Genomic DNA, 23683 nt, shown 5'->3' on the forward strand with positions numbered 1-23683 from the left:
AAGGCCGGCACAAGCCGGCCTCTTTCTTGTTCAATTCCAATCAAGAACGTTCAAGGCTGCTGCGGCGGCGCAGGGACTACGTCCTGACCTTGATCCGGTTCCTGCTGCTCGTCCGACTCCAGCCCCTGATCCTGGTCCTGATCCGGACCATCCGGTCCCTTGATCTGCTGGCCATTGACCGCCACGGAACCGTCGCGGTTGATGCTCACGTCCCAGCGCGAACGGCCATCCGGATCGGTCTTGGCAAAGCCCTTCACCATCATGATGCCGAAGGAGACCTGGTTGAGGTCGGGGTCCGTCTTGGCAAGCTCCTGAACCGCCGCGATCGTCTTGTCGAGATCGCGGGCAAAGATCGTCGCCTCCATCGAATAGTCCTTCTCGGTATCGACGCGACCTTCGATCCTGCCGGTTATATCGACGTCATAGACCTGCGATTTGGCACTGATCTTAGGAAACTCGACGGCAAGCCGGCCATCGCGGAAGAGCTTCTTCGCCATCTCCTCGCCGGTCTTCTCGGACGCCGAATCTTTGAAATCCATCGCCATGAGGGCGTCGCCGAAGCTTGCGAAATCCAGATTCGGAAGCGCGAGCTGGAAATCGAAGTTGCTCGGCATGAAGGCCGAATAGTTTGCCGGCATCAGCGGCGTGTCGAGGCTGATCTCCTGCGCATTCATGCCGAAGCCGAAACGCATGGCGTCGCTCGGCCCGTCGATGGCGAGGTTGTAGCCGAATGCCTTGGCGCCGCCCTTGCCCATCTCGCTGCTGACGGTCAGGTCGTTGACCCCGATCGTCTCGCTGAACAAGGTCAGAAGCGGGAAGGCTTCCTTCACTATTCCCTTTATCTTGTCGCTGTTTTCCGGGCTCAATTCCTTCTCATCGAGATGGTCGAGCACGAAGAAGACCATCTCACGAATCTGCTTGGCCGGCAGGCCGTTCACCTTGGCCTCGACATTGATCGAGCCGGCACGAAGTTCGATAGGCGGCATTTGCAGGCCGGAAACCTGCTCGACGAAATCGGACATCGAGCCACTGCCGGCGAAATCGATACGTCCATGGCCGCCTGCGCTGTCGGTCGAACTCAGCTTCTGATCCATGCTGGCGATGCTGGCATGGACCTCCTCCGTTTCGGTCTTGCTGGCCACCTTGATGTCTTTGGCCGCGAAGGTGCCGGAGCGCAGATAGCTGATCGCCGGGTCGAAGACGCCGGAATAAACAAGCGACGCGATAGAATAGGTGAAATCCGTCGGCTTCTGGTCTGGACCCTTGAAATGGCCCGAGACGTTGAGCCTGTTGTCGCCTTCGATGTTCCAGAGGCCACTGTCGAGCGGCGTGGCGAACATCGAAAACGGTGTCAACCCCGTGATCGTAAACGTCGCCGGATCCGCCTTGGTAAGCAGCTTCGCCAGATCGTAGATGACCTCATAGCGTGCGCCGGCCGGATTGACGGTGATGAAGCCGCTTTTTGCCAAATCCTGCGGAAGCAGCTTCGTCAGGGTCTCCTTGACCGCGTTGGCGCCCTCCTGGTTGATCTCCGCGCCCTCGGCCCCGGTGAAAAGGCAAAGGGCAAGCATACTCGTTGCCGTGACAAGTTTGAGACGCATGGTCTGGTTTTCTCCTCAGCCACTTTTTGATTGCGGCCATCCAAAGATGCGAAGCGCGGCAATGTCAAGCCAAGTGGCGATAAGCACTGGCAATTTTGCCTTTGACCAGGTGCAGATCGCGAGTGATTTCAACAGGGTTCTCGCATTGGGATGGGTGCGGATGCAATCTGGGCGAGTTCGCTCTCTCCGATGATGAAGTGCCCCGGCGAAAGCCCCTCCATCGCCAAAAAACCGGCGCAATCGGCAACTTGCGTTTCCGGGCGACTTATACTATAGGCCACCGGTCCGCGTAGACACCCTTGGAGGCAACGCGGATGAGGATGGGAAAACCCGCCTCCGGTTCGACGGAACTGGGCTTTTGCCTGCCGCCGAACTCTCCAAATAACCTCGAAAGGAATAGCCATGAGCCAGGAAACTTACGAGCTCAAGGCCGAGGCGCGCGAACGGGTTGGTAAGGGGTCCGCCCGTGAACTTCGCCGCAACGGTTTGATTCCCGCTGTCATCTATGGTGACAAGCAGGCCCCCATTGCCATCTCTCTCAACACCAATGAGGTGACGAAGCGCATTCACGCCGGTGGCTTCATGACCACCGTGGCGACCATCGAAGTCGACGGCAAGAAGTACAAGGTTCTGCCGAAGGACTACCAGCTCGATCCGGTCCGCGACTTCACGCTGCATGTCGATTTCCTGCGCGTCTCCGGCAACACACAGGTGACCGTCGAAATCCCGGTTCACTTCATCAATGAAGCGAAGTCTCCGGGCCTCAAGGTCGGCGGCGTTCTGAACATCGTCCGCCACGCAGTTGAAGTTCACTGCCCGGCCGATGCGATCCCGGAATTCTTCAACATCGACCTTAGCGGCAAGAAGATCGGCGACAGCATCCATATTTCGGAAGTCACCCTGCCGAAGGGCGTCAGCCCGGTCATCGACCGCGACTTCACGGTCGCGACCATCGTCGCTCCGGCTGCCGGCGTCGATGAGAGCGCCGCGGAAGCTGAAGGCGAAGCCGAAGCCTGATCGCTTCGACCAGTTGCAAAGCATATGGCCCGCCTTCCCCGGTGAAGTGGTTCCCGAAAGTCGTCATCCAACTTTCGAGAACCAGTTCACGGGGAAGGCGGGCTTTTCATTGCCTGCCAAGCCTCCGTTTCAGCAACATTTAACATATTCATGAAAGCATGGGCCGTCAGCTGCGAAGAAGCCGGCCTGAACGCGCGACAGCAAATATGCCGGCCTGGGGGAGTAGACGGAACCATGAACAATTCCGTTGAGAACAGGTTTTTTGGGATTGTTTGCGGAGCGCTGCTTGTTTTTGTCGCTCCGCTTTTTGTTCTTTTCCTTTTTCTTTCCTCGGAACGCGCCGATAAAGAAATACGCGACCATATCTCTGTTCTTCTTGTCGCCAATGCTCAAGCTCTGGCAAAACCGCTCTGGGACCTCGATGAGGAAAGCGTCACCCAGATCAGCGCGACGGTCGTTTCCCAAGGCGCCATCGTCAAGGTCGAGGTGCGTGATCAGTCGGGCCAGCTCGACGTCAGCCAATCCACCATTCCGCGTTCCTTTGACGGTAAGCTCATGCAGGTGTCGCGCGCCATCATCTACAACACCGTCGACGGTCCGAAGAACCTCGGCAGCATCAGCGTCTATTATCCCGCCCTCGGACTGTTTTCCGGTCTGAAGCAGGAAGAGGTCGTCTTCATTTCGATCTTCATCTTCGCGGTTCTGACCGTTTTCGGCACAGCGCTGATCGGCAACCGGTTCTTCGTCATCCAGCCGCTGATGCGTCTGACGGCGGCAATCGAGGCCACTCGGCAGCTCGGCTCGCGCCATCACGTCGACTGGCAGTCAAACGATGAGATGGGGCGACTTGCCCGTAGCTTTAACGAGATGCAAACCAAGCTCGAAAGCGAGGAGAAGGAGCTGAAGCTCGCCCATCGCCGCGCCACGGATATCTACAATCTGACGCCCGCCATGCTCTTCTCGCTCGATGAGGAAGACCGCATCACCGCCGTCAGCGATTATTGGCTGCTTGCCACCGGTTATAGCCGCGCCGACATCATCGGCCGGAATTTCGCAGATCTGGTCACGTCAAGCAGCCGCGACAAGTTCGTCAAGCGCCGCCAGGGCGAAAACGGCACGACGGTCACCGTCAAGTTCGTCTGCCTGGACGGCCGCACCATGGACGTCCTCATCATGGAATCGGAGGCGGCCGCCGGCGCTCACGACCGCCTCTCGCTGTCCGTCATGACGGATGTGACCGAGCTCAAGGCTTCGGAGGACCGCAACCATCGCCAGGCAATCACCGACCATCTGACCGGGCTTCTCAACCGCCAGGGCTTCGAGGCGGTGCTTGATAACAAGATCGCTGCCGCAGACGCCGCCGGCCAGGAACTCGCCTGCCTCTTCGTCGATCTCGACCGCTTCAAGTGGATCAACGACAATATGGGCCATGCCGCCGGCGACACCGCGCTGATCGAGCTCGTCGAGCGCCTGAAGACCCATCTTGACCCCTCCGACGAGGCGGCCCGTCTCGGCGGCGACGAGTTCGCCATCCTCCTGCCTGCGAAGGACGCCGAAGCGCGCGCAAAGGCGATGTGCGAGCAGATCGCCTCAATCTTCGAAACGCCATTTGCCCCGGACATGCATCTGAGCGCGTCCATCGGCATCGCCATCTACCCACATCACGCCGCGACCGCGGCCGAGCTGCTGCAGAAATCCGACATGGCGATGTATGCCAAGAAACGGGACGGCAAGAACGGCGCACAGCTCTTCGACAAAGCCATGCTCGACCGCGCCCGCAGCCGCGCCGAAATCGAGGCCAATATCGAAGCCGGCCTCGTCGACAATTGGTTTGAAGCCTTCCTGCAGCCGATCGTCAATCTCAACGGCCGCGGCATTGCCGGTTTCGAGGCACTGATGCGCCTTAATCATCCGCAGAAAGGTCTGATGCCGCCGGCCGAAATTATCAGCGTCGCCGAAGAGACGGGCAAGATCGTCCGCGTCGGCAACGTCATCATGGAAAAGGCGATTTCCAATCTCGCGAAAATCTCTCGCATATCGGGGATGCAGGATACCTACCTAGCCATCAACTTCTCGCCGCTGCAGTTCGAGCCGGCACTGCCGGCCCGTCTAGCCGCGATCGTCGGTCGCCACGGCATCCGCCCCGAGCGCATCGTGGTCGAGATCACGGAAGCCGTGCTGATGCACGACAACCCGCAGATTCGCATGATCGTCACCGAGCTTCGCCGCTTCGGCTGCCGCATCGCGCTCGACGATTTCGGCACCGGCTACTCGTCGCTCAGCTACCTCAACCGTTTCCCTGTCGATATCATCAAGATCGACCAGTCCTTCACCCGCGCGATAAACGACAGCGATGACGACGTGCGACAGAAGAGCCGCATGCTGATCGAAGGCATCACCACCTTGTCCCACAAGATGAACTGCACCGTCATCGCCGAGGGCATCGAGACGGAAGAGGAATGCCGCACGCTTCACCAGATGGGTCTGGACTATGGCCAGGGCTATCTCTTCCATCGTCCACAGCACGCAGCCGCACTCATTGAGGAACTGATGGCCCCGCAATCAGCCGTCGCACGCGCCTCGTAAACGAAGAACGAAGGAGACGACACGATGAAAAAGCTCCTGCTTCTCGCATGGCTGGCGCTGCCTTGCGCCGCCCACGCACAGACGGTTGCTTTCACGACCGAGGATTACGCCCCCTTCAACTATCGCGAAGGCAAAGAGATCAAAGGCGCGACGGTCGAGCAGGTCGAAAAGGTGATGGCCGCGATCGGCGTCGACTATACGATCGAAGTCATGCCTTGGGCGCGTGCTTTCGGCCTTGCCCGCACTGCGCCGATGACATGTGTTTTCGCCACCGCCCACAATAGCGCGCGCGATCCGCTGTTCAAATGGGTCGAGCCGCTGCTCATCGACCGCAACATCCTGATCACCCGCAAGGGTTCGGGCGTCACCGCCAGCAATCTCGAAGAAGCAAAGAAATATACGATCGGCACCCAGCGCGAGGACTACACCGAGACGATCCTGAAGGAGAAGGGTTTCACCAAGCTGGACGTCGCCAGTGACTTCAACGCCACGCTGCGCAAGCTGCTCAGCGGTCGCATCGACATGATGCCGATCTCCGAACTCTATTTCGAAAAGCTGAAGGCCGATCAGCCGGTGGAGATCGTAACCGTGCTCTCCTCCCAGCCCATGGGCATCGCCTGCGAGAAGAGTTTTCCCGACGATCTGCTCGCCAAGATGCAGGCTGCTCTCAACAAGCTGATTGCCGATGGCGACCAGAAGCAGATCTTCCAGAAATACGGTATGAACCTGTCGGACTGATACCGCTCGGTTCGCCACTGCCCTTTCCGCTTGACTTTGCTCCCGTTTCCGGGTGGTGAACGTCGGAAAAGCTTAAGCGAGGACGACAGGCCATGCTGATCATCGCGGGTCTCGGCAATCCCGGCGGCAAATACGCCGGCAACCGCCACAATATCGGCTTCATGGCCGTCGACGCCATCCATCGGCGCCACAGCTTCTCGCCCTGGTCGAAGAAGTTCAAGGCCGAAATTGCGGAGGGAGAACTTGGCGGCGACAAGGTCCTGCTGATCAAGCCGCAGACCTACATGAACCTCTCCGGCGAGGCCGTCGGCGAGGCGATGCGCTTCTACAAGCTCCAGCCCGCCGAGCTCGTCGCGATCTATGACGAACTCGACCTGCCCCCTGGCAAGGCGCGGCTGAAAACCGGCGGTGGCCATGGCGGCCACAACGGCATCAGGTCGCTGGACGCCCATTGCGGCAAGGAATACCGGCGGCTGCGCCTCGGCATCGGCCATCCCGGCGTCAAGGAAATGGTGCATAACCATGTGCTCGGCGACTTCGCCAAGGCCGACAAGGCTTGGCTGGAGCCGCTTCTCGATACGCTGGCCGACAATGCCGATATGCTGGTGCGAAACGAGGATTCACAGCTGATGAACAAGATCGCCCTGGCGGTGGGTGGCAAGGCCGACGAGGAAAAGCCGCGGAAGGAAAGCAAGGATAGCGAGAAGAAACCGGCCGCCCAGTCGCATATCCGCCAAGCCCGCAACAACAGCCAGCCAAAGCTGCCGGCCAGCGGCCCGATGGCCGACATGCTAAAGAAGATGTTCGGCAACAAAGGGGAATGAGGCCGGTGCCAGACCAGGATTTTACCATCCGCAGTGCCGCTCCCGATGATCTCGAGGGGCTGACCGTCCTCTACCGGCATCTGAATCCGACCGATCCCATTCTCGACGGGACCATGGCCGAGGAGCGCTTTTCCGCTATTCTCGCCCAGCCCGGCATGACCATATTCATCGGCTTTGCCGGCGCTCACGCCGCCGCCACCGTCACGCTGATCATCGTGCCGAACTTGACGCGCGGCGGCGCCTCTTATGCGCTGATCGAAAACGTCGTCACCCACGCCGAGCACCGCCGGCGCGGCTATGCCAACGCCGTCATTGGGCATGCGGTGAATGAGGCCTGGAAGGCCGGCTGCTATAAGGTGATGTTGCTCACCGGCTCGAAGAACCCGGCGACGCTGCGGTTCTACGAAAATTGTGGCTTCCTGCAGGACAAGACCGGCTATCAGATCCGCCGGCCGTGAGCTGAAAGGCTATTCCTCGGGCTCTGTGGTGAACATCAGCGGGAAACCCATCTCCTTGGCAAGGTCGATACCCTCCTTGGCCTTGGTCTCGGCAATGTCCTTGGCGCAGACCACGACCACGCAGGAGCCAAGCTTATGCGCTGTCATCATCACCCGATAGCCGGTCTCCTCGCTCATGCGGAAGACGACCTTCAGGATCACAATGACGAATTCGCGCGGCGTGTAATCGTCGTTGACGAGAATGACCTTGTAGAGCTTCGGCTTGTCCAGCTTCGGCTTCACCTTGGTCTTCGGTTTCAGGGCAACGTCATTGTCACTCATCGGAAAATCCACCCGTTGATGACATGAAAAGGCGGAAGAAACATCCGCCGGACTATATTGCATCGTCAGCACGGCAGTTCAATGACGGATATCACTCCGACGAGAGCAGCAGGCAGGCTCGCCCGGCGCTTTCGACGATGGCGGCAGCCTTCCTGTCGAAGGTCGCGAATACTTCCCCGCCAAGCCTGCGGCCTTCGAAGACAATGACGCCATCGGCGAAATCACCGCCGGCATCGAGGAAGGACAATCCAGCCTCGACAGCTGCTCTGTCGTAGACGACCTTCCTGTCGGCTATCAGCAGCCGGATGGTCGCAGCGATCTCGGAGGCGCTTTTACGATAAATCCGGCCGACGACCCAGACGAACTCGCAGAACGTCAGGTTGGAGACGAACAGCCGTTCAGCCTCGCGCATCAATATCCTTGCATGTTCCGTTTGCTTCGGATCGTCATCCACGGCCGCCCGCACGAGCACATTCGTATCAACGATCATCAGCGATGCCGACCTCGCCAGCCCAGCCCGCCTTTATGGCCTCATCGATCTCCTTGAGCGTCGCATGAATATTGCCCTTGTTCTCGAGACTTCCGAAGAAATTCTCGATGGAACCGCTGGCCGGCTGCGTTTTGACCGCAACGACCTCAAGCTTGCCACCAGGCAGGAGATCAACGTCGATTTTATCGCCGGGCCTGATCCCGAGGTGCCGAAGCACTTCTTTTCTCAAGGTGACCTGTCCTTTTGCCGTCACTGTCAGGATTGCCATGTCAGCTGTATCCTTTCCGCCAAAAGGTAAGGCTAAACCGCCTTACCTTCAAGCCGGCTGGCCTTGCTTTTTCGATTCGTGCCGCAAACCCTTGACCCGAGCCGGCCATTCCCGCATAGGCAGGGCAAAGTTACCAATAGATATGGATCAAGCCATGGGCTTCAAATGCGGCATCGTCGGTCTGCCGAACGTCGGCAAATCGACCCTCTTCAATGCGCTCACCAAGACGGCGGCTGCACAGGCGGCAAACTACCCCTTCTGCACCATCGAGCCGAACACTGGCGAAGTCGCCGTGCCCGATCCGCGCATGCGCAAGCTGGCCGACATCGCCAAATCCAAGGAACTGATCCCGACCCGCATTTCTTTCGTCGATATCGCCGGCCTGGTGCGCGGTGCCTCGAAGGGTGAAGGCCTCGGCAACCAGTTCCTCGCCAATATCCGCGAAGTCGATGCGATCGTGCATGTGCTGCGCTGCTTCGAAGACAGCGACATCACCCATGTCGAGGGCCGTATCAATCCGGTCGCCGATGCCGAGACGATCGAGACCGAGCTGATGCTCGCCGATCTCGAGAGCCTGGAGCGCCGAACCGAGCAGACGCGCAAGCGCGCCACTGGCAAGGACAAGGAGTCGATGGCGATGCTGCCGATCATGGAAGCCTCGCTGAAGCTACTCAACGAAGGCAAGCCGGTGCGCACACTGCTGTCGAAGCTCGATGCCGAGGAGATCGCCATCCTCAAGGGGCTCAACCTTCTCACCTCGCATCCGGTGCTCTATGTCTGCAACGTCGCCGAAGGCGATGCCTCGACCGGCAACGAATTCACCGCCGCCGTCGCCGCCATGGCGAAGGAGCAGGGCGCCGAGACCGTCATTATCTCGGCGGCGATCGAAGCTGAGGTCGCCCAGCTTGCCGAAGAGGAAGCCAAGGAATTCCTCTCTGCCCTCGGCCTTGACGAGGCGGGCCTCGACCGGCTGATCCGCGCCGGCTACAAGCTGCTCGACCTCATCACCTATTTCACCGTCGGCCCGAAGGAAACGCGCGCTTGGACGATCGAGCGCGGTACCAAGGCGCCGCAGGCCGCCGGCGTCATCCACTCGGATTTCGAACGCGGCTTCATCCGTGCCAACACCATCGCCTACGACGATTACATTAAGTACAACGGCGAAGTTGGCGCCAAGGATGCCGGCAAGGCGCGCGACGAAGGCAAGGAATACATCGTCCAGGACGGCGACGTCATCCACTTCCGTTTCAATACCTGAAAAATCGCTGCCGCCTTAACCCGGCGGCAGCCTGTTTGCGATTGCCGGCGGCAGTGCCCTGAGCACCAGCCGCCGAAGCGGCATCCAACCCGTTCCGATAATGAGCACGATCGCGCCGACAACGATCAGCGTCGTGAAGATGTAGGTATCGACGGTCGCATTTCCCCTGCGGACGACGCTGAAGATCGCAACGCCGAGAGACAGCAGCCCCGACGTGACGAAGGCGCGACGATCGATGACCAGGCCGATCAGCATCAGCGCCGCCACGGTCGCGACGACCACGGGAGTCCGGGCCGACATGTTCGCCAGGTCGAAGATACGGCCGGCTTCCCCGAACGACAGTAGGGAGACGGCACTGTAGAGCAGCGCCGGCGCCGCACCGAGATGCAGCCAGAAGGCGATATCCGAACGGGTCGTCCGGCGCAGCCGGTCGCCGAGATCAAAATATAGCGCCGTCGCGAACAGGCCGAGCGCACAGACGAAAGCGATCGCGGCCAACACGCCAAGATGATCGACGAAAAACGCGGGATTGCCGCTTAGCCATTGCACCAGACGCAAAAGCAGCGTGAGCACCAAGGCAAGCGTCGACATGATAGTGAGCGCCAGCGACAGGGGCACGCGATAGCGGGCATAATAGACGCCGAGCAGGATCGGAAAGCCGCCGACGAACTGCGTCAGATCCGCCCCGATTTCGGAGGTCCATGGCGTGAAGACGCGGGACATCAGCAAAAATGTCCAGCAGAACAGCGCGATTGTCAGGCTGACAGCCGGCAAGGCGAGCCGCTGGCGGCGCACCAGGATTTCCGAAAGCACGATGATGGCGACCGGCACGGCGTAAAGCGGCGCCAAGCCCCAGAGGCCGACGAGCGCGACGATAACGCCGATGGTGATCAGCACGTCGTGAAAGCCGCGCACGAAGCGCGGCGTCTCGGTGTCCGACCAGGCCCGCTCCTCGGCTGCGACTGCCTTCTGCGTCTCAACAACAGACACGCCACGCTCGGTCAGAAATGGCAGAAGCCGCCCGCCCGCTTCCGACGAAATCAGCCCCTGGCGCGCCGCCTCGTCTAGTATCGACCTCAGTTCCGTCATACCGGTTTATCTCCCGGGAATCATTGAGCCCGCGCAGATGCTATTGTAAGCACTAGAGCATGATGGCGAAAAGTGTAAGCGGTTTTCGGACGACATCATGCTCTAACTCTTTAATGTAGAACAGAATTCAGATTTAGGCCGACCGGCCTAAAAACATCCTGTTCTAGGCGCTTGATATGGCGGAGGAGAGAATGCCGGCAGAAAAGCTGTCTTTCGAGGATTTTGAACCCGGCCGCCGTTTCGCCCTCGGCCCGAAACTGGTGCTCACCGAGGAAATCATCGAGTTCGCCAGCGAATTCGACCCGCAGCCGATGCATCTCGACGAAGCCGCCGGTCGCGCCAGCATCCTCGGCGGGCTTGCCGCCTCCGGCTGGCATACCTCCGCAATGCTCATGCGCATGATGGCAGACAGCTACGTGCTGGACGCGCTTTGCGAGGGTGCGCCGGGCATCGATCTGATGGAATGGCGAAAGCCGGTGCTTGCAGGCGATACGCTGCAGGGCCATTCGACCGTTCTCGAAGCCCGGCCGATGCGCTCGCGCCCCGGCATGGGCATCGTCAAATTCCGCCACGCGGTGGAAAACCAGCGCGGCGAACTCGTCTGCCTCTCGGAGAATTCCGTGATGATCCGCATGCGCCCCACTCCGGAGGATGCCAACGTGAGCTCGGAGCCGTCAGCATGAGAATGTCCGAGCTTTACGCCGTCGGTCAGAAAGCCGAGATCGGCACCTACACCTTCACCGAGGAAAACATCATCCGCTTCGCAACCCGCCACGATCCGCAGCGTTTTCACGTCGACAAAGAAGCCGCGAAAGACACGCTCTTCGGCGGGCTTTGCGCCTCGGGCTGGCACACCACGGCCGCCTGGATGCGGACCTTCCTCGCCTTCTGGGAAAGGCAGCGCGTCGCACTCGCCGCGGAGGGCCTGACGGCGCCGAACCTCGGCCCCTCACCCGGCTTTCAGAAGCTGCAATGGCTGCGGCCGGTCTTTGCGGGTGACGTCGTGACCTATTCCGTCGCCCTGCTCTCCAGCCGACCGCTCGCATCACGGCCGGGCTGGCATCTCAACACCATCCTCTGCGAGGGCGTCAATCAGAACGGCGATCCCGTCATGCGCTTTGAAAGCGGTGTGCTGGAATTCGACTGACGCCGCAGCAATACGGGCTCAATGCCCGGAGAATTCGACCAGCGTGTGTACGACGACGCCGAGTTCTTCCAGCTTCCTGCGGCCGCCAAGGTCGGGCAGGTCGATGACGAAGCAGGCGCCGACCACCTCCGCGCCGATCTGGCGCAGAAGCTGCGTCGCGCCCACGGCCGTGCCGCCGGTGGCGATGAGATCGTCGACCAGGATCACCTTCTCGCCCGGCTGGACCGCATCACGATGCATCTCCATTTCATCGACGCCATATTCCAGGCTGTAGGCGATGCGCACCGTGTCGTGCGGCAACTTGCCCTTCTTGCGGATCGGCACGAAGCCCGAGGAAAGCTGATGCGCCACCGCACCGCCGAGGATGAAGCCGCGCGCCTCCATGCCGGCGATCTTGTCGACCTTCGTGCCGGCGTAGGGTTGCACCAACTCGTCGACCGCCCGGCGGAAAGCACGGGGGTTGCCGAGCAGCGTGGTGATGTCGCGGAAGATGATGCCGGGATTGGGATAGTCGGGGATGGAGCGAATGCTGGCTGCGAGCTCCGAAATTGTATTGCCCATGGAACGTCCGTATCTGCGAGCGCATAAAATCGGCCGCACCCTATCAATTGCCGAGGGTGGAACCAACAAAAAAGGCGGCTCGCAAGCCGCCTTTTCGAATTCAGGCACGGAACGCTTAATGTTCCTTGTTGGCGTAAACCGAGCGCTTCGTCAGGTAGATCAGCACGGTAAAGATCGCCAGGAACACCATCACCATGAAGCCGGTGCGCTTGCGCTCCTCGAGATGCGGTTCGGCGGCCCACATCAGGAAGGCGGAAACGTCCTTGGCGTATTGGTCGACGGTCGCCGGCGCGCCGTCGTCATACGTTACCTGCCCGTCGGAAAGCGGCTTCGGCATAGCGAGAACGGCGGCAGCATGGAAATACGGGTTATAATGCGCGCCCTGCGCCACCTGGAAGCCGACTGGCGGCTCTTCATAGCCGGTCAGCAGCGAGTAGATGTAGTCCGGGCCGCTTTCCTGATACTGCGTAAAGATGTCGAAGACGAACTGCGGGAAGCCGCGCTCGACTTCACGGGCCTTGGCGATCAACGAAAAATCGGGCGGAGCCGCACCGTTATTGGACGCAGCCGCGGCTTCAGCATTAGCGAAGGGCGATGGGAAATGATCCGAAGGGACTGCCTTGCGGGTGAACATTTCGCCGGCCGAGTCCGGCCCGTCCTGAACTTCGTAATTGGCAGCGAATGCCTTCACCTGTGCCTCGGAATAACCGAGTTCGTCGAGCGTGCGGAAAGGCACGAGGCTCATCGAATGGCAGGCAGAACAGACTTCCGTGTAGACCTTGAGGCCGCGCTGGAGCTGAGCCTTGTCGTAGTGGCCGAAGGGGCCGGCAAAGCTCCATTCCTGCTCCTTTGGCTCCTTTAGCGGATAGTGCGGCGTCGCCCCTTCCTCGTGATGCGCGGGAGCTGCGCCATTCGCGGGCGTCGCTTCCTCGGCGAAAGCGGCGCTGCCAAGGAGAGCGGCGACGGCAAGCGGCAGAATGCTTGCAACAAGCGTTTTCATAGTTCTATTCCCTTCCGTCGCTCGCTTACGCATTGGCCGCCGCGGCGGCGCCAGTGGTCTTGTTGCGCTTTTCAAGCACCGCCTCAGTGATCGAGTTCGGGATGCGGCGCGGCGTTTCCACCAGACCCAGAACTGGCATCGCGACCAGGAAGAAGGCGAAGTAGAGAAGCGTGCAGATCTGCGACACGATGACGTAGCTGCCTTCCGCCGGCTGCGAACCGAGCCAGCCTAGGATGATCGCGTTGAGCACGAACAGCCAGAAGAACAGCTTGTACCAGGGACGGTAGACCGCCGAGCGGACCTTCGAGGTGTCAAGCCACGGCAGGAAGAAGAGCACGATGATCGCGCCGAACATCACGAGCACGCCGCCGAGTTTGGAGTCGATCGGGCCGATGTTGAAGGTGATCGAACGCAGCATCGCGTAGAACGGCAGGAAGTACCATTCAGGAACGATGTGGGCGGGCGTCTTCAACGGATCGGCCGGGATATAGTTATCGGCGTGACCGAGGAAGTTCGGCAGGTAGAAGACGAAATAGGCGTAAACGAGCAGGAAGACGGAGACGCCGAGGGCATCCTTCATCGTTGCATAGGGCGTGAAACGCACGGTGTCGGTCTTCGTCTTGACCTCGACGCCAGTCGGGTTGGTCTGGCCGGTCACATGCAGCGCCCAGATATGCAGGACGACGACGCCTGCAATCATGAAAGGCAGCAGGTAGTGCAGCGAGAAGAAGCGGTTCAGCGTCGGCTGATCGACGGCAAAGCCGCCGAGCAGGAACTGCTGCACCCATTCGCCGACCAGCGGAAAGGCCGAGAAGAAGCCGGTGATGACGGTCGCGCCCCAGAAGGACATCTGCCCCCAGGGCAGCACGTAGCCCATGAAGCCCGTCGCCATCATCAGCAGGTAGATGACCACGCCGAGGATCCAGAGGATTTCGCGAGGTGCCTTGTAGGAGCCATAGTAGAGGCCCCGGGCAATGTGCAGATAGACGGCGACGAAGAAGAAGGAGGCGCCGTTGGCATGCAGGTAACGCAGCAGCCAGCCGTGGTTGACGTCGCGCATGATCTTTTCAACAGAGTTGAAAGCGATCGTCGTGTCGGCGGCGTAGTGCATGGCGAGCACGACACCCGTCAGGATCTGCACGATCAGCATGACGGAAAGCATCGCGCCGAAGGTATAGGCATAGTTCAGGTTTCTGGGAACCGGATATGCCACGAAGCTGTCATAGACCATGCGCGGCAGCGGCAGGCGCGCATCGACCCATTTTTCGAAGCCGGTTGATGGTTCGTAGCTGGAATGGCCACTCATAAATCAGTCTCCCCTCAACCGATCTTGATTTTGGTATCGGACACAAATGAAAAGGTCGGAATCGCCAGGTTCTGCGGCGCAGGGCCTTTGCGAATGCGGCCGGCCGTGTCGTAGACCGAGCCATGGCAGGGACAGAACCAACCATTGTACTCACCGGCCTGACCGAGCGGAACGCAACCGAGATGGGTGCAAGTGCCGATCATGACGATCCAGTTTTCCTTGTCCTTGCCACCCGAACGGTCAACACCGGTTGCCTGCGCTTCAGGCGGAAGGTTCGCGTTGCGCGCGATCGGATCCTTGAGGTCCGCCAGCGGTACATCGGCTGCCGCCTTCACTTCCTCCGGCGTGCGGTTGCGGATGAAGATCGGCTTGCCGCGCCACTTGACCGTCAGTGACATGCCGGGCTCGAGGCTCGCGACATCGACTTCGATGGAGGCAAGCGCCAGCGTCGACGCATCCGGACGCATCTGGTCGATGAACGGCCATGCGACAGCAACGGCGCCGACAGCGCCCGCCATACCAGTGGTGAGATAAAGGAAATCACGGCGAGTGGGCTCTGCTGAAGCCTCGCTTGTCGTTACGTGTTCGCTCACGGCTTAACCATCCTCTGCGCAGTTATCGCGGAATTCCGCCCCGCCCCCTCTGCTGGCGAATCGATCTGGACACATTTCGGCCATAGATTCCCCGGCAATCCGGCGCGTTCTAAGCTTGATCGCAAATTATGTCCAGCCTTGACAGGCGGATGAGGGCACAATGTCGCGGGAAATTTCAGATGAATTTTTTACGGCAAACAACCGCTTGCCCGTATGTTGCATTGCAACAAAAAAGCCATCGTGTTAGGCGCAACCGCAACGAAGCCAGCCAGCCGGACCCGAGCGGATGAGAGACACGATCTTTTGCGTAATGAGCGTTCTCACAACGCTCGTCCTCGCCATTATCTCGCTGCGCTATGTCAAAGATTTCTATCTGCTTTCTCTTTTTTACAGCTTCCAGATCCATCTGGCGGCGGCCGCAGCAGTGGCCTCCGGCATAGCCCTCCTCTTTAAGCGGCATTGGTACGCGTTGCTGACACTCGGCGCAGCGATGGTTCTCGTCGTCCACGGCATCGTCATGACGCGTGAATTCGTCGAGCCTGCGGTAGACGAGAGCCGCCCTGCTCTCTTCAAGCTAATGTCCTTCAATATAGAGAACGACAATTTCGCAAACGGCGCCGATATTGCCGACATGGCGATCGGCTCGGGCGCCGACGTCGTCAACATCCTCGAGGCCGAACCGGTATTGTCCGAATTGCCGCGACTGCTGAAGACCTACCCCTATTACGTCGGCTGCGGCGTCGGCATGGAGCAATGCGATACGCTCGTCCTGTCGAAGCGCCCGCTGATCGAACCTCGCATCCGCAGCCTCGGCCTGCTGTGGCGCAATCGGCTGACGATCTCGACGATCGATTTCGACGGCCAGAAGATCAACTTCCTCGCCGCGCACCTGACCAAACCGTATTATGACGAATTCCACGGGCTGGAAGTCGAAGATCTCGCCGAGATTATCCCTTCGCTGCCGGGACCGCTCGTGCTTGCCGGTGATTTCAATACGTCGATTCTGGCGCCGGATGTGCAGTATCTCATGCGCAGCCAGGGCTTGGGCACAGCATCGCTGGAGCCTGCGACATGGCCGATCGCCGCCGGCCCCTTCGGCATTTCGATCGATCACGTCTTCAGCAAAGCGCCCCTGCGGCTGAAATCGGTCCGCCGCATCGAGAACAATTTCGGATCAAACCATTTTGGCCTCATGGCGGAATTCGTCCTCGATCCGTGAGCCTGCATCCTCGTCGGTCGCGAGGAAGCCGCCGGATTGTCGAGCCCAAAGCTCGGCATAGAGCCCGCCGCGGCGAAGCAGCTCGTCGTGGCTGCCCTCCTCGATAATCCGGCCGAGGTCGACGACAATCAGCCGGTCGAGCGCGGCGATCGTCGACAGCCGATGGGCGATGGCGAGCACCGTCTTGCCCTCCATGATCCGATGGAGGTTGGACTGGATCGCTTCCTCCACTTCGGAATCGAGCGCCGACGTCGCTTCATCGAGAACCAGGATAGGCGCGTCCTTCAGCATGACCCGTGCAATAGCAATGCGCTGCCGCTGCCCGCCCGACAGTTTGACGCCGCGTTCGCCGACATGCGCATCGAAACCTCTGCGGCCCTGCTGATCCTGCAGGCGGGCGATGAAGTCGAAGGCTTCGGCGCGCCGGGCCGCCTCAATCAGCCGCTCCTCGCCGGCATCCGGCCGTCCGAAGAGTATATTGTCGCGCACGGAACGATGCAGCAGCGACGTATCCTGGCTGACGACGCCGATCTGCATCCTGAGTGATTCCTGGGTCACCGCCGATATATCCTGACCATCGACCAGGATGCGTCCGTCCTGGATGTCATAGAGACGCAGCAGCAGGTTCATCAGTGTTGATTTGCCGGCGCCCGAACGCCCGACGATCCCGACCTTCTCGCCCGGGCGGACGGCCAGGGAGAAATTCTCGACGACGGGCTGCTGACCCTTGCCGTAGCGAAAGGAGACATTATCGAAGCAAATGCCGGGATGGCGGATCACCAGGCTCTTCGCATCGGGCCGATCGACGAGCCCGAGCGGTTGTGAAATCAGTTCCGCGGAATTCTGGATGGTGCCGAGGTTGCGCATGATGCCGTTGAACTGCGTCATCAGGCGCCCGAGCAGGAAATTCAGCCGCAGCACCAGCGCCAGCGAAAATGCCACCGCGCCGGAAGTGATCAAGCCGCGCAGCCAGAGATCGACGCTCAAGCCCGCCATCGTCACGATCATCAGGCCGGAGAGCAGGGCCATGGAGGCCCGCACGCCAGTGATGAACCGCGTGAAGCGCAGCACCGTGTCCTGATAGATATCGAAACCTTGGCGCATGTAGCGATCGCTCTCTTCATCGCGTGCGAACAGCTTCAGCGTCTGCATATTGCTGCAGGAGTCGACCATCCGGCCGTTCAGCATCGACCCGGCCTCCGCCGTTTCGCGGGAGTGATGGCGGATCCGCGGGACGAAGTGGCGGGCAAGCAGGCTGAAGGCGCCAAGCCAGAACAGCACGACGGCGGCGAGTGTAAAGTCCAGCCTGGCGACGAGCACGAGCGTCGTTACCGCATAAATTCCGACAAACCAGACGCTTTCCATCAGAGACGTGACGAGATCGCCGGTTGCCTGGCCGGCAGACCAGACCTTGGTGACGATACGCCCGGAGAAATCGCTCTGAAAGAACGACAATGATTGCCTTGAGACGTGGAGATAAGATTGCCAACGTGCTAAATTGTAGAAGCCCGGCGTGATCACCTGCTGATCGACGAGGGCAATCAGGAAGGCGACGACGAAGCGCACGAGCCCGATGAGAGCGAGCATGCCGAACAGCTCGCCGCCATGGGCCGCGATAAGACCGCTCCAGCCGGCGCCCGGCGTAATACTAGCGAGAATATCGACGAGGCGTCCGACGAACCAGAAGAGCGCAGCCTCGATCGCCGCCGACGTGCCGCCGAGAATGAGCATGGCGATGAACGGCATCTTCGCCTGGCCGATGTAGAACCAGATGAAACCGATCGTCGCGCGTGGCGGCTGCAAGTCGTCGCGCGGACGGAACGGATCGATCCAGGTTTCGAACAGGCGGAAGACGGGTCGCAGAAACATGGAAGCGATATAGGCGGATTGAGGGGAGCGGCAAAGGGAATGGAAAGCGGACGCAACCTAATATTTTGGTAATAAACGATAACATCGGCGGCATCGCCATTGATTGCCCCCGAACCCGTCGCAATCTGACGCTAGAATCGCGCTTCACCGGAGAGAAGGTCATGGAAACGAAAATGCTCAATGCGCATATTCCGCTTCCGCTTGCAGAAAGGTTGGATGCCCTGGCTCTCGACCTGGCGCTGCCGCGCGACGAGATCGTCATCGAGGCTATCGCCGCCTGGCTCGACAGCGAGGAACGCCGCCGCATCGTGGCACTGCGCACGATCGCAGCCGCCAACACCATCGTTGTCGTTGAACAGGACCGCGTGATCGACTGGGCCGACAGTCTTTGAAAGCACGCCCGACCGCAGCCGGTCTTCGACAATCGCCTTGCGAGGTCAAATCATCGCAATCACGAAAATGCCCTCCCCGCTGACGCCGGGAGGGTCGATTTTTATTCCGCGGCCTCTTCCGCCTCCTCGGCGTGATCGGAGAGGAAGCCGCCGGACTGGCGGTTCCAGAGGTCGGCATAGATGCCGCCGCTTTCGATCAGTTCGCCGTGCGAACCGGCCTCGATGATCCGGCCCTTGTCGAGCACGATCAACCGGTCCATCTCCGTCAGCGTCGAAAGCCGGTGGGCGATCGCGATCACAGTCTTGCCTTCCATCAGGGCGAAGAGGTTTTCCTGGATCGCCGCTTCGACTTCCGAGTCGAGCGCCGAGGTCGCCTCGTCGAGCACCAGGATCGGCGCATCCTTCAGGAAGACGCGAGCGATCGCAATGCGCTGGCGCTGGCCGCCGGAGAGCTTGACGCCGCGTTCGCCGACCTGCGCGTCAAGCCCCTGGCGCCCCTGCATGTCGACGAGCCCTTCGATGAACTCCCAGGCATTGGCCCGCTTGGCGGCTTCGATCACCTCGGTGTCAGTCGCCTCCGGCCGGCCGTAGGCGATGTTGTCGCGGATCGAGCGATGCAGCAGCGACGTATCCTGTGTCACGACGCCGATCAGCGAACGCAGGCTCTCCTGCGAGACGCCTGATATATCCTGCCCGTCGATGGTGATGCGGCCGGCTTCCAGATCGTAGAAGCGTAAGAGCAGGTTCATCAGCGTCGTCTTGCCGGCGCCGGAACGACCGACAAGACCGACTTTCTCACCTGCCTTGATGTCGAGCGACAGATTGTCGATGACACCCTTGCCCTGGCCATAGTGGAAGCGGATGCGATCGTAATGGATCGCCCCCTTCTTCGCCGTCATGTCAGGCGCATTCGGCTTGTCGATGATGTCGTGCTGCTTGCTCATCATCTCCATGCCGTCATAGACGGTGCCGATATTCTCGAATAGCGCCGAGACCTCCCACATGATCCATTGCGACATGCCGTTGACGCGCATGGCAAGACCGATGGCGATAGCGATCGCGCCGACCGAGATCGCCCCATTCAGCCAAAACCAGATCGACAGGCCCGAGACGACGAAGAGCGCGACGCAGTTGTTCAGGTAGACGCTGATATGGAACAGCGTCACCTTGCGCATCTGCTTGTGCACGGTCTGCAGGAACTCGTCCATGCCCTGTTTGGCATAGATCTCCTCACGTCCAGCATGCGAGAACAGCTTGACGGTGGCGATGTTCGTATAGCTGTCGACTACGCGGCCCGTCATCATCGAACGCGCATCCGCCTGCTGGGCCGCGATCTTGCGAAGCCGCGGCACGAAGTACGACACGATGCTGATATAGATGGCGAGCCAGATGAGGATCGGGATCATCAGCCGCCAGTCGGCAGCGGCAATCACGATGATCATCGTCAGGAAATAGCTGACGACATAGACGAAGACGTCGAGGATCTTCATGACAGTTTCGCGCACGGCAAGGGATGTCTGCATCACCTTGGTCGCGACGCGCCCGGCAAACTCATTGGCGAAGAATGTCATGCTGTGGCGCAGCAGGAAGCGGTGCATCTGCCAGCGCGCCATCATCGGATAATTGCCGAGCAGCATCTGGTGCATGATGAGGGAATCGAGCCCGGCCGCCAGCGGCAAGCCGACCAGCACCAGCGCCGCCATCCAGAACAGCTTGTGGCCTTCCGTCTGCAGGAAGGTGGCGCGGTCGGCATTGGTCAGCCAGTCGACGATATCGCCGAGGAACTGGAAGAGCGCCACTTCGCCAACGGCAATCGACGCCGTCAGAAGGGCCATCAGGCCGAGCCACGGCGCTGCCGGTTTGCTGTAATGCCAGCAGAAGGCAAAGAGACCTTTCGGGGGCGCGACGGGCTCCTCGCTCGGAAAGGGATTGAGTCGCTGTTCGAACCAGCCAAACATGAAATTGCTCCGAAACATCAGCATTCCGGCTCCCGGCTTCGCGCCATCCCGGCGCTATGCAAGCACATATGGGAACCGGACGTTCAAGGGGCGAGGCTGAAACAGCCGCACGATTGATCAAAAGGGAAGTTTTAGAAGGAAGCCCGCTCTAGCGGCGCCATGTCGCCTTGGTCGGCATCACGGCGGGAAAGCGCATAATGAGCAAAATATTCATGAGGCCCTCCCTGCTGGCGTTCGAAGATGTGCATGCATAACGCGAAAACTGCGAAATTTCCAGCCCCGAACTGGCGCGAATAAAGCGTTTCTGGGCCAAACTGCGCCCTGTTGCGCTGAAATCACAGTTGTATTAGGCCTCCCGCGTCGAAACGAACGGGCGGCGCCTGAATGACGAATCTCAGACTGGCACTCTACCAGCCGGACATTCCCGGCAATACAGGCACGATCCTGCGCCTTGCCGCCTGCCTCGGCTTCACCGTGGATCTGATCGAGCCCGCCGGCTTTGACGTCTCCGATCGTAACCTGAAACGATCGGGCATGGATTATGTCGCCGCCGCCGCGCTGACCCGCCACGTCAATTGGGACCGCTTCGAGGCCTGGCGCGCCACGACCGACCGGCGCCTGATCCTCGCCTCCACCAAGGCTGCCGATCACTATACCGACTTCACCTTCCGGCCGGATGACGTGCTGCTTTTCGGCCGCGAAAGCGCCGGTGTGCCGGATCACGTCCACGAAAGAGCTGACGCCCGTATCCTCATCCCGATGGTCGAGGGTCAGCGCTCGATCAATGTCGCAATTTCGGCAGCCATGATCGTCGGCGAGGCGATGCGGCAGACCGGCTGGACTTGATCAGCCCCGGCTTGGAAAAGATCGTCTGATATATTGCTGAAGTGTCGGAAATCGAACATTGTGAATCCTTCAAACCGGAGTATATCTATTAGCCGGGCAATCAAAAATATCGGAGGATTGGCACAATTTCAATGGCTTGAGAAGATGAGTCCTCAGGCCAATACCCCTCCAAACCGATGAAGGCAGACTAAAACAAGAAGATGGATTCTACGATCATCATGATCAACCTGTTCGGAGCCGTGGCGCTGCTGCTGTTCGGCCTCGCGCAGGTTAAGGACGGCGTATCCAGGGCCTTCGGCGCCCGGCTGAGAACCGGGCTGGCGACTGGCACGCGCGGCGGCCTTCGCTCATTCCTGTCGGGGCTGGTGGCGACCGTGGCGCTGCAGAGCTCGACGGCAACGGCGCTGATGACCGCCTCCTTCGTCGAACGTGACCTGATCAAGCCGCGCATGGCCCAGATCGTCTTGCTCGGCGCCAATGTCGGCACCGCGATCACCGCATGGATCGTCGCGACTGGCATCGAATGGCTCTCTCCACTCCTGATCCTCTGCGGCATCGTGCTTTACCGCGGTCGCTCCAGCACCCGCCAAGGCGGCGGCGCAGCGCTGATCGGAATCGGCCTGATGCTGTTGTCGTTAAATCTCCTGAGCCTTGCGACGGAGCCGATGCGCGCCTCACCCGCTCTCGCCGCTTTCATCAGCCTGCTGGACGGCGCTCTGCCCGTGGCGCTCCTCTTCTCGGCAGCGCTCGCCTTCGTCTCATCGTCCAGCCTGGCGGTGGTGGTGCTCATCCTGTCGCTCGCCTCGGCCGGACTGATCTCGGCCGAGCTGGTCATCGTGCTCGTGCTCGGCGCCAATCTAGGCGGCGCAATACCCCCTGTCGTCGCGACGCTGTCCGGCCCGGCCTCCGCGCGGCGCGTCACTCTCGGCAATCTCGCCGTCCGCACGCTCGGCTGCGTCATCGCCCTGCCGCTTGCGGGCTACGGTGCGGAGCTCATTCAGATGTTGCCCTTCGGCCCGTCCAAACTGCCCGTCGACGCGCATCTGCTCTTCAATCTTCTGCTCGCCGCACTCGCCTGGCCCTTCTCCCGACCGCTCGCCACCCTGATGACCCGGCTGGTCCCGGACCAGGCCGAGCCGGACACCGCGCCGAAATATCTGGACGCGCATGAGCTTTCGACGCCCGTCATTGCTCTAACCAGCGCCACCCGCGAAGTGCTCGGCATCGGCGACCTCATCGAGCGCATGCTGATCCGGGTCTCCGAGGCCTTCGAAGGCAATGACTCTTCCAAGCTTTCCGAAATCGCGACCCTCGAAGAGCGCGTCGACAAGCTGCAGCAGGCGGTGAAGGTCTATCTGTCGAAGCTCGGCCGCGAGGGGCTCAGCGACGAAAATGCCCGCCGCTCGATCGTCGTCATTGACTATGCCATCAACCTCGAACACATGGGCGACATCATCGAAAAGGGCCTGCTGGAACAGGTGAGGAAGAAGATCTCCCTCGGGCTCAGATTTTCCGACGATGGTCATCAGGAACTACGCAAGCTGTTCGACCTGACGATCGACAATCTTCGTGTCGCCCAGACGATCTTCGTCACTCGCGATTTCAATCTTGCGCGTCAGATGATGGAGACAAAGGTGGAGGTCCGGCGCATGGAGAAACAGTCGGCCGAACACCATCTGGAACGCCTGCGCGACGGACGCGCCGACAGTCTGCAGACAAGCTCGCTGCATCTCGATATGCTGCGCGACCTGAAGAGGATCAACGCCCACATCGTCTCGGTAGCGCATCCGATCCTGGATGAAAGCGGCCTTCTGATCGAAAGCCGAGTGCGCGCCGTCGCGGAGTGACGGTCAGTCCGCCGAAGGCAGGCGGCGCATGGTGAATTCGATCCGGTCACCGTCGAGCTGGCGCCAGCTTTCCACTTCCGTCCAATAGGCGGCTTTCGGATATTCGTCGAACCATTCACGCGCCTTGGCGCGGGCATCAATTAGGCCGAGGCAATATGTCTCCCGCACGAAATGGTCTTTCTTACGGGGGGGATTTTCCGCCCGGTGTCTGGCCATTCTGCGCTTCAGGCCGTCGAAGGACGGAGGTCCTGGAATTTTTGCCATCAACCCTACCTCTGTCGAAAAGATAATATCG

The 23683-nt window shown here is 60.4% G+C and carries 24 protein-coding genes; 12 read left to right on the forward strand and 12 right to left on the reverse strand.

Annotated elements, in window-relative coordinates:
• Window positions 1-50: 50 nt before the first annotated feature.
• Window positions 51-1601, reverse strand: coding sequence for a hypothetical protein (locus ACQ7C1_RS19415; RefSeq protein ID WP_430959482.1), 1551 nt, complete (start codon window positions 1599-1601; stop codon window positions 51-53).
• A gap of 402 nt (window positions 1602-2003) precedes the next feature.
• Between ACQ7C1_RS19415 and ACQ7C1_RS19420 the strand changes: the two genes are divergently transcribed.
• From ACQ7C1_RS19420 to ACQ7C1_RS19440, 5 genes are all read left to right on the forward strand, one after another.
• Complete coding sequence (locus tag ACQ7C1_RS19420; protein WP_430959483.1) at window positions 2004-2618, forward strand: 50S ribosomal protein L25/general stress protein Ctc; 615 nt, start codon at window positions 2004-2006, stop codon at window positions 2616-2618.
• Window positions 2619-2852: 234 nt separating this feature from the next.
• Entirely contained in the window at window positions 2853-5204 is a 2352-nt protein-coding gene (locus tag ACQ7C1_RS19425; RefSeq protein ID WP_430959484.1) for an EAL domain-containing protein, read from the forward strand.
• 24 nt (window positions 5205-5228) lie between these two features.
• A complete protein-coding gene (locus ACQ7C1_RS19430; RefSeq protein WP_430959485.1) occupies window positions 5229-5942 on the forward strand; it encodes a substrate-binding periplasmic protein in 714 nt (237 codons plus the stop codon).
• Between the two features lie 92 nt (window positions 5943-6034).
• Window positions 6035-6766, forward strand: a complete 732-nt coding sequence (gene pth, locus ACQ7C1_RS19435; protein WP_430959486.1) for an aminoacyl-tRNA hydrolase — start codon at window positions 6035-6037, stop codon at window positions 6764-6766.
• The gene (locus tag ACQ7C1_RS19440) at window positions 6763-7224 is read left to right on the forward strand and encodes a GNAT family N-acetyltransferase (protein ID WP_221112145.1); all 462 of its coding nucleotides are present in this window, start codon (window positions 6763-6765) and stop codon (window positions 7222-7224) included. Before pth ends, ACQ7C1_RS19440 begins: the two co-directional genes overlap by 4 nt.
• 9 nt (window positions 7225-7233) lie before the next feature.
• On the opposite strand, the gene clpS is transcribed toward ACQ7C1_RS19440, so the two are convergent.
• From clpS to ACQ7C1_RS19455, 3 genes are all read right to left on the reverse strand, one after another.
• The gene (gene clpS / locus ACQ7C1_RS19445; RefSeq protein WP_004680128.1) at window positions 7234-7545 is read right to left on the reverse strand and encodes an ATP-dependent Clp protease adapter ClpS; all 312 of its coding nucleotides are present in this window, start codon (window positions 7543-7545) and stop codon (window positions 7234-7236) included.
• A 91-nt stretch (window positions 7546-7636) separates the two neighbouring features.
• Window positions 7637-8035, reverse strand: a complete 399-nt coding sequence (locus ACQ7C1_RS19450) for a type II toxin-antitoxin system VapC family toxin (protein ID WP_430959487.1) — start codon at window positions 8033-8035, stop codon at window positions 7637-7639.
• Entirely contained in the window at window positions 8025-8303 is a 279-nt protein-coding gene (locus ACQ7C1_RS19455) for an AbrB/MazE/SpoVT family DNA-binding domain-containing protein (RefSeq protein WP_430959488.1), read from the reverse strand. The genes ACQ7C1_RS19450 and ACQ7C1_RS19455 overlap by 11 nt, the downstream gene beginning before the upstream one ends.
• A gap of 154 nt (window positions 8304-8457) precedes the next feature.
• Between ACQ7C1_RS19455 and ychF the strand changes: the two genes are divergently transcribed.
• On the forward strand, window positions 8458-9561 hold the full coding sequence (ychF, locus tag ACQ7C1_RS19460) for a redox-regulated ATPase YchF (RefSeq protein WP_430959489.1): 1104 nt from the start codon (window positions 8458-8460) through the stop codon (window positions 9559-9561).
• 15 nt (window positions 9562-9576) lie between these two features.
• Here the strand turns inward: ychF and ACQ7C1_RS19465 are convergent, their stop codons facing one another.
• Window positions 9577-10650 carry a hypothetical protein gene (locus tag ACQ7C1_RS19465; RefSeq protein ID WP_430959490.1) on the reverse strand — a complete coding sequence of 358 codons (1074 nt, stop codon included), beginning with the start codon at window positions 10648-10650 and terminating at the stop codon, window positions 9577-9579.
• A gap of 191 nt (window positions 10651-10841) precedes the next feature.
• Here ACQ7C1_RS19465 and ACQ7C1_RS19470 point away from each other — a divergent pair, with 191 nt between their 5' ends.
• Together ACQ7C1_RS19470 and ACQ7C1_RS19475 are read left to right on the forward strand one after the other, a co-directional pair.
• Entirely contained in the window at window positions 10842-11333 is a 492-nt protein-coding gene (locus tag ACQ7C1_RS19470) for a MaoC family dehydratase (protein WP_285191427.1), read from the forward strand.
• Window positions 11330-11797 (forward strand): MaoC family dehydratase, encoded by a 468-nt coding sequence (locus tag ACQ7C1_RS19475; protein ID WP_430959491.1) that lies wholly within the window; start codon window positions 11330-11332, stop codon window positions 11795-11797. Before ACQ7C1_RS19470 ends, ACQ7C1_RS19475 begins: the two co-directional genes overlap by 4 nt.
• Window positions 11798-11815: 18 nt before the next feature.
• On the opposite strand, the gene ACQ7C1_RS19480 is transcribed toward ACQ7C1_RS19475, so the two are convergent.
• The 4 genes from ACQ7C1_RS19480 to petA all read right to left on the reverse strand — a co-directional run bounded on the left by ACQ7C1_RS19480 (window position 11816) and on the right by petA (window position 15257).
• Window positions 11816-12358: an adenine phosphoribosyltransferase gene (locus tag ACQ7C1_RS19480; RefSeq protein ID WP_020921912.1), complete on the reverse strand. Its 543-nt coding sequence runs from the start codon at window positions 12356-12358 to the stop codon at window positions 11816-11818.
• A gap of 115 nt (window positions 12359-12473) precedes the next feature.
• Window positions 12474-13358 (reverse strand): cytochrome c1, encoded by an 885-nt coding sequence (locus ACQ7C1_RS19485; RefSeq protein ID WP_430959492.1) that lies wholly within the window; start codon window positions 13356-13358, stop codon window positions 12474-12476.
• A gap of 25 nt (window positions 13359-13383) precedes the next feature.
• Entirely contained in the window at window positions 13384-14664 is a 1281-nt protein-coding gene (locus tag ACQ7C1_RS19490; RefSeq protein WP_085778917.1) for a cytochrome b, read from the reverse strand.
• A 14-nt stretch (window positions 14665-14678) separates the two neighbouring features.
• Window positions 14679-15257: a ubiquinol-cytochrome c reductase iron-sulfur subunit gene (gene petA, locus ACQ7C1_RS19495; protein WP_011426278.1), complete on the reverse strand. Its 579-nt coding sequence runs from the start codon at window positions 15255-15257 to the stop codon at window positions 14679-14681.
• Between the two features lie 286 nt (window positions 15258-15543).
• On the opposite strand from petA, the gene ACQ7C1_RS19500 reads away from it, so the two are divergent.
• Window positions 15544-16476, forward strand: coding sequence for an endonuclease/exonuclease/phosphatase family protein (locus tag ACQ7C1_RS19500; protein ID WP_430959493.1), 933 nt, complete (start codon window positions 15544-15546; stop codon window positions 16474-16476).
• On the opposite strand, the gene ACQ7C1_RS19505 is transcribed toward ACQ7C1_RS19500, so the two are convergent.
• On the reverse strand, window positions 16432-18345 hold the full coding sequence (locus ACQ7C1_RS19505; RefSeq protein WP_430959494.1) for an ABC transporter ATP-binding protein: 1914 nt from the start codon (window positions 18343-18345) through the stop codon (window positions 16432-16434). The two genes, ACQ7C1_RS19500 and ACQ7C1_RS19505, sit on opposite strands and share 45 nt — an antisense overlap.
• Before the next feature lie 161 nt (window positions 18346-18506).
• Between ACQ7C1_RS19505 and ACQ7C1_RS19510 the strand changes: the two genes are divergently transcribed.
• Window positions 18507-18737 carry a CopG family transcriptional regulator gene (locus tag ACQ7C1_RS19510; RefSeq protein ID WP_085778920.1) on the forward strand — a complete coding sequence of 77 codons (231 nt, stop codon included), beginning with the start codon at window positions 18507-18509 and terminating at the stop codon, window positions 18735-18737.
• 101 nt (window positions 18738-18838) lie between these two features.
• On the opposite strand, the gene ACQ7C1_RS19515 is transcribed toward ACQ7C1_RS19510, so the two are convergent.
• Window positions 18839-20695, reverse strand: a complete 1857-nt coding sequence (locus ACQ7C1_RS19515) for an ABC transporter ATP-binding protein (protein WP_430959495.1) — start codon at window positions 20693-20695, stop codon at window positions 18839-18841.
• A gap of 384 nt (window positions 20696-21079) precedes the next feature.
• Here ACQ7C1_RS19515 and ACQ7C1_RS19520 point away from each other — a divergent pair, with 384 nt between their 5' ends.
• Both ACQ7C1_RS19520 and ACQ7C1_RS19525 read left to right on the forward strand, forming a co-directional pair.
• The gene (locus tag ACQ7C1_RS19520) at window positions 21080-21541 is read left to right on the forward strand and encodes a tRNA (cytidine(34)-2'-O)-methyltransferase (RefSeq protein WP_430959496.1); all 462 of its coding nucleotides are present in this window, start codon (window positions 21080-21082) and stop codon (window positions 21539-21541) included.
• Window positions 21542-21741: 200 nt separating this feature from the next.
• Window positions 21742-23388 carry a Na/Pi cotransporter family protein gene (locus ACQ7C1_RS19525; RefSeq protein ID WP_430959497.1) on the forward strand — a complete coding sequence of 549 codons (1647 nt, stop codon included), beginning with the start codon at window positions 21742-21744 and terminating at the stop codon, window positions 23386-23388.
• A gap of 3 nt (window positions 23389-23391) precedes the next feature.
• Here the strand turns inward: ACQ7C1_RS19525 and ACQ7C1_RS19530 are convergent, their stop codons facing one another.
• The gene (locus ACQ7C1_RS19530; protein WP_085778923.1) at window positions 23392-23652 is read right to left on the reverse strand and encodes a hypothetical protein; all 261 of its coding nucleotides are present in this window, start codon (window positions 23650-23652) and stop codon (window positions 23392-23394) included.
• Window positions 23653-23683: the final 31 nt, after the last annotated feature.

Source organism: Rhizobium sp. Nf11,1 (assembly GCF_050587665.1).
Classification (GTDB): domain Bacteria; phylum Pseudomonadota; class Alphaproteobacteria; order Rhizobiales; family Rhizobiaceae; genus Rhizobium.

Excerpts from the sequence above, each read along its gene's own strand:
- ACQ7C1_RS19415 (WP_430959482.1), bottom strand. The coding sequence starts at position 1,601 with ATGCGTCTCAAACTTGTCACGGCAACGAGTATGCTTGCCCTTTGCCTT.
- ACQ7C1_RS19420 (WP_430959483.1), top strand. The coding sequence starts at position 2,004 with ATGAGCCAGGAAACTTACGAGCTCAAGGCCGAGGCGCGCGAACGGGTT.
- ACQ7C1_RS19425 (WP_430959484.1), top strand. The coding sequence starts at position 2,853 with ATGAACAATTCCGTTGAGAACAGGTTTTTTGGGATTGTTTGCGGAGCG.
- ACQ7C1_RS19430 (WP_430959485.1), top strand. The coding sequence starts at position 5,229 with ATGAAAAAGCTCCTGCTTCTCGCATGGCTGGCGCTGCCTTGCGCCGCC.
- pth (WP_430959486.1), top strand. The coding sequence starts at position 6,035 with ATGCTGATCATCGCGGGTCTCGGCAATCCCGGCGGCAAATACGCCGGC.
- ACQ7C1_RS19440 (WP_221112145.1), top strand. The coding sequence starts at position 6,763 with ATGAGGCCGGTGCCAGACCAGGATTTTACCATCCGCAGTGCCGCTCCC.
- clpS (WP_004680128.1), bottom strand. The coding sequence starts at position 7,545 with ATGAGTGACAATGACGTTGCCCTGAAACCGAAGACCAAGGTGAAGCCG.
- ACQ7C1_RS19450 (WP_430959487.1), bottom strand. The coding sequence starts at position 8,035 with ATGATCGTTGATACGAATGTGCTCGTGCGGGCGGCCGTGGATGACGAT.
- ACQ7C1_RS19455 (WP_430959488.1), bottom strand. The coding sequence starts at position 8,303 with ATGGCAATCCTGACAGTGACGGCAAAAGGACAGGTCACCTTGAGAAAA.
- ychF (WP_430959489.1), top strand. The coding sequence starts at position 8,458 with ATGGGCTTCAAATGCGGCATCGTCGGTCTGCCGAACGTCGGCAAATCG.
- ACQ7C1_RS19465 (WP_430959490.1), bottom strand. The coding sequence starts at position 10,650 with ATGACGGAACTGAGGTCGATACTAGACGAGGCGGCGCGCCAGGGGCTG.
- ACQ7C1_RS19470 (WP_285191427.1), top strand. The coding sequence starts at position 10,842 with ATGCCGGCAGAAAAGCTGTCTTTCGAGGATTTTGAACCCGGCCGCCGT.
- ACQ7C1_RS19475 (WP_430959491.1), top strand. The coding sequence starts at position 11,330 with ATGAGAATGTCCGAGCTTTACGCCGTCGGTCAGAAAGCCGAGATCGGC.
- ACQ7C1_RS19480 (WP_020921912.1), bottom strand. The coding sequence starts at position 12,358 with ATGGGCAATACAATTTCGGAGCTCGCAGCCAGCATTCGCTCCATCCCC.
- ACQ7C1_RS19485 (WP_430959492.1), bottom strand. The coding sequence starts at position 13,358 with ATGAAAACGCTTGTTGCAAGCATTCTGCCGCTTGCCGTCGCCGCTCTC.
- ACQ7C1_RS19490 (WP_085778917.1), bottom strand. The coding sequence starts at position 14,664 with ATGAGTGGCCATTCCAGCTACGAACCATCAACCGGCTTCGAAAAATGG.
- ACQ7C1_RS19500 (WP_430959493.1), top strand. The coding sequence starts at position 15,544 with ATGAGAGACACGATCTTTTGCGTAATGAGCGTTCTCACAACGCTCGTC.
- ACQ7C1_RS19505 (WP_430959494.1), bottom strand. The coding sequence starts at position 18,345 with ATGTTTCTGCGACCCGTCTTCCGCCTGTTCGAAACCTGGATCGATCCG.
- ACQ7C1_RS19510 (WP_085778920.1), top strand. The coding sequence starts at position 18,507 with ATGGAAACGAAAATGCTCAATGCGCATATTCCGCTTCCGCTTGCAGAA.
- ACQ7C1_RS19515 (WP_430959495.1), bottom strand. The coding sequence starts at position 20,695 with ATGTTTGGCTGGTTCGAACAGCGACTCAATCCCTTTCCGAGCGAGGAG.
- ACQ7C1_RS19520 (WP_430959496.1), top strand. The coding sequence starts at position 21,080 with ATGACGAATCTCAGACTGGCACTCTACCAGCCGGACATTCCCGGCAAT.
- ACQ7C1_RS19525 (WP_430959497.1), top strand. The coding sequence starts at position 21,742 with ATGGATTCTACGATCATCATGATCAACCTGTTCGGAGCCGTGGCGCTG.
- ACQ7C1_RS19530 (WP_085778923.1), bottom strand. The coding sequence starts at position 23,652 with ATGGCAAAAATTCCAGGACCTCCGTCCTTCGACGGCCTGAAGCGCAGA.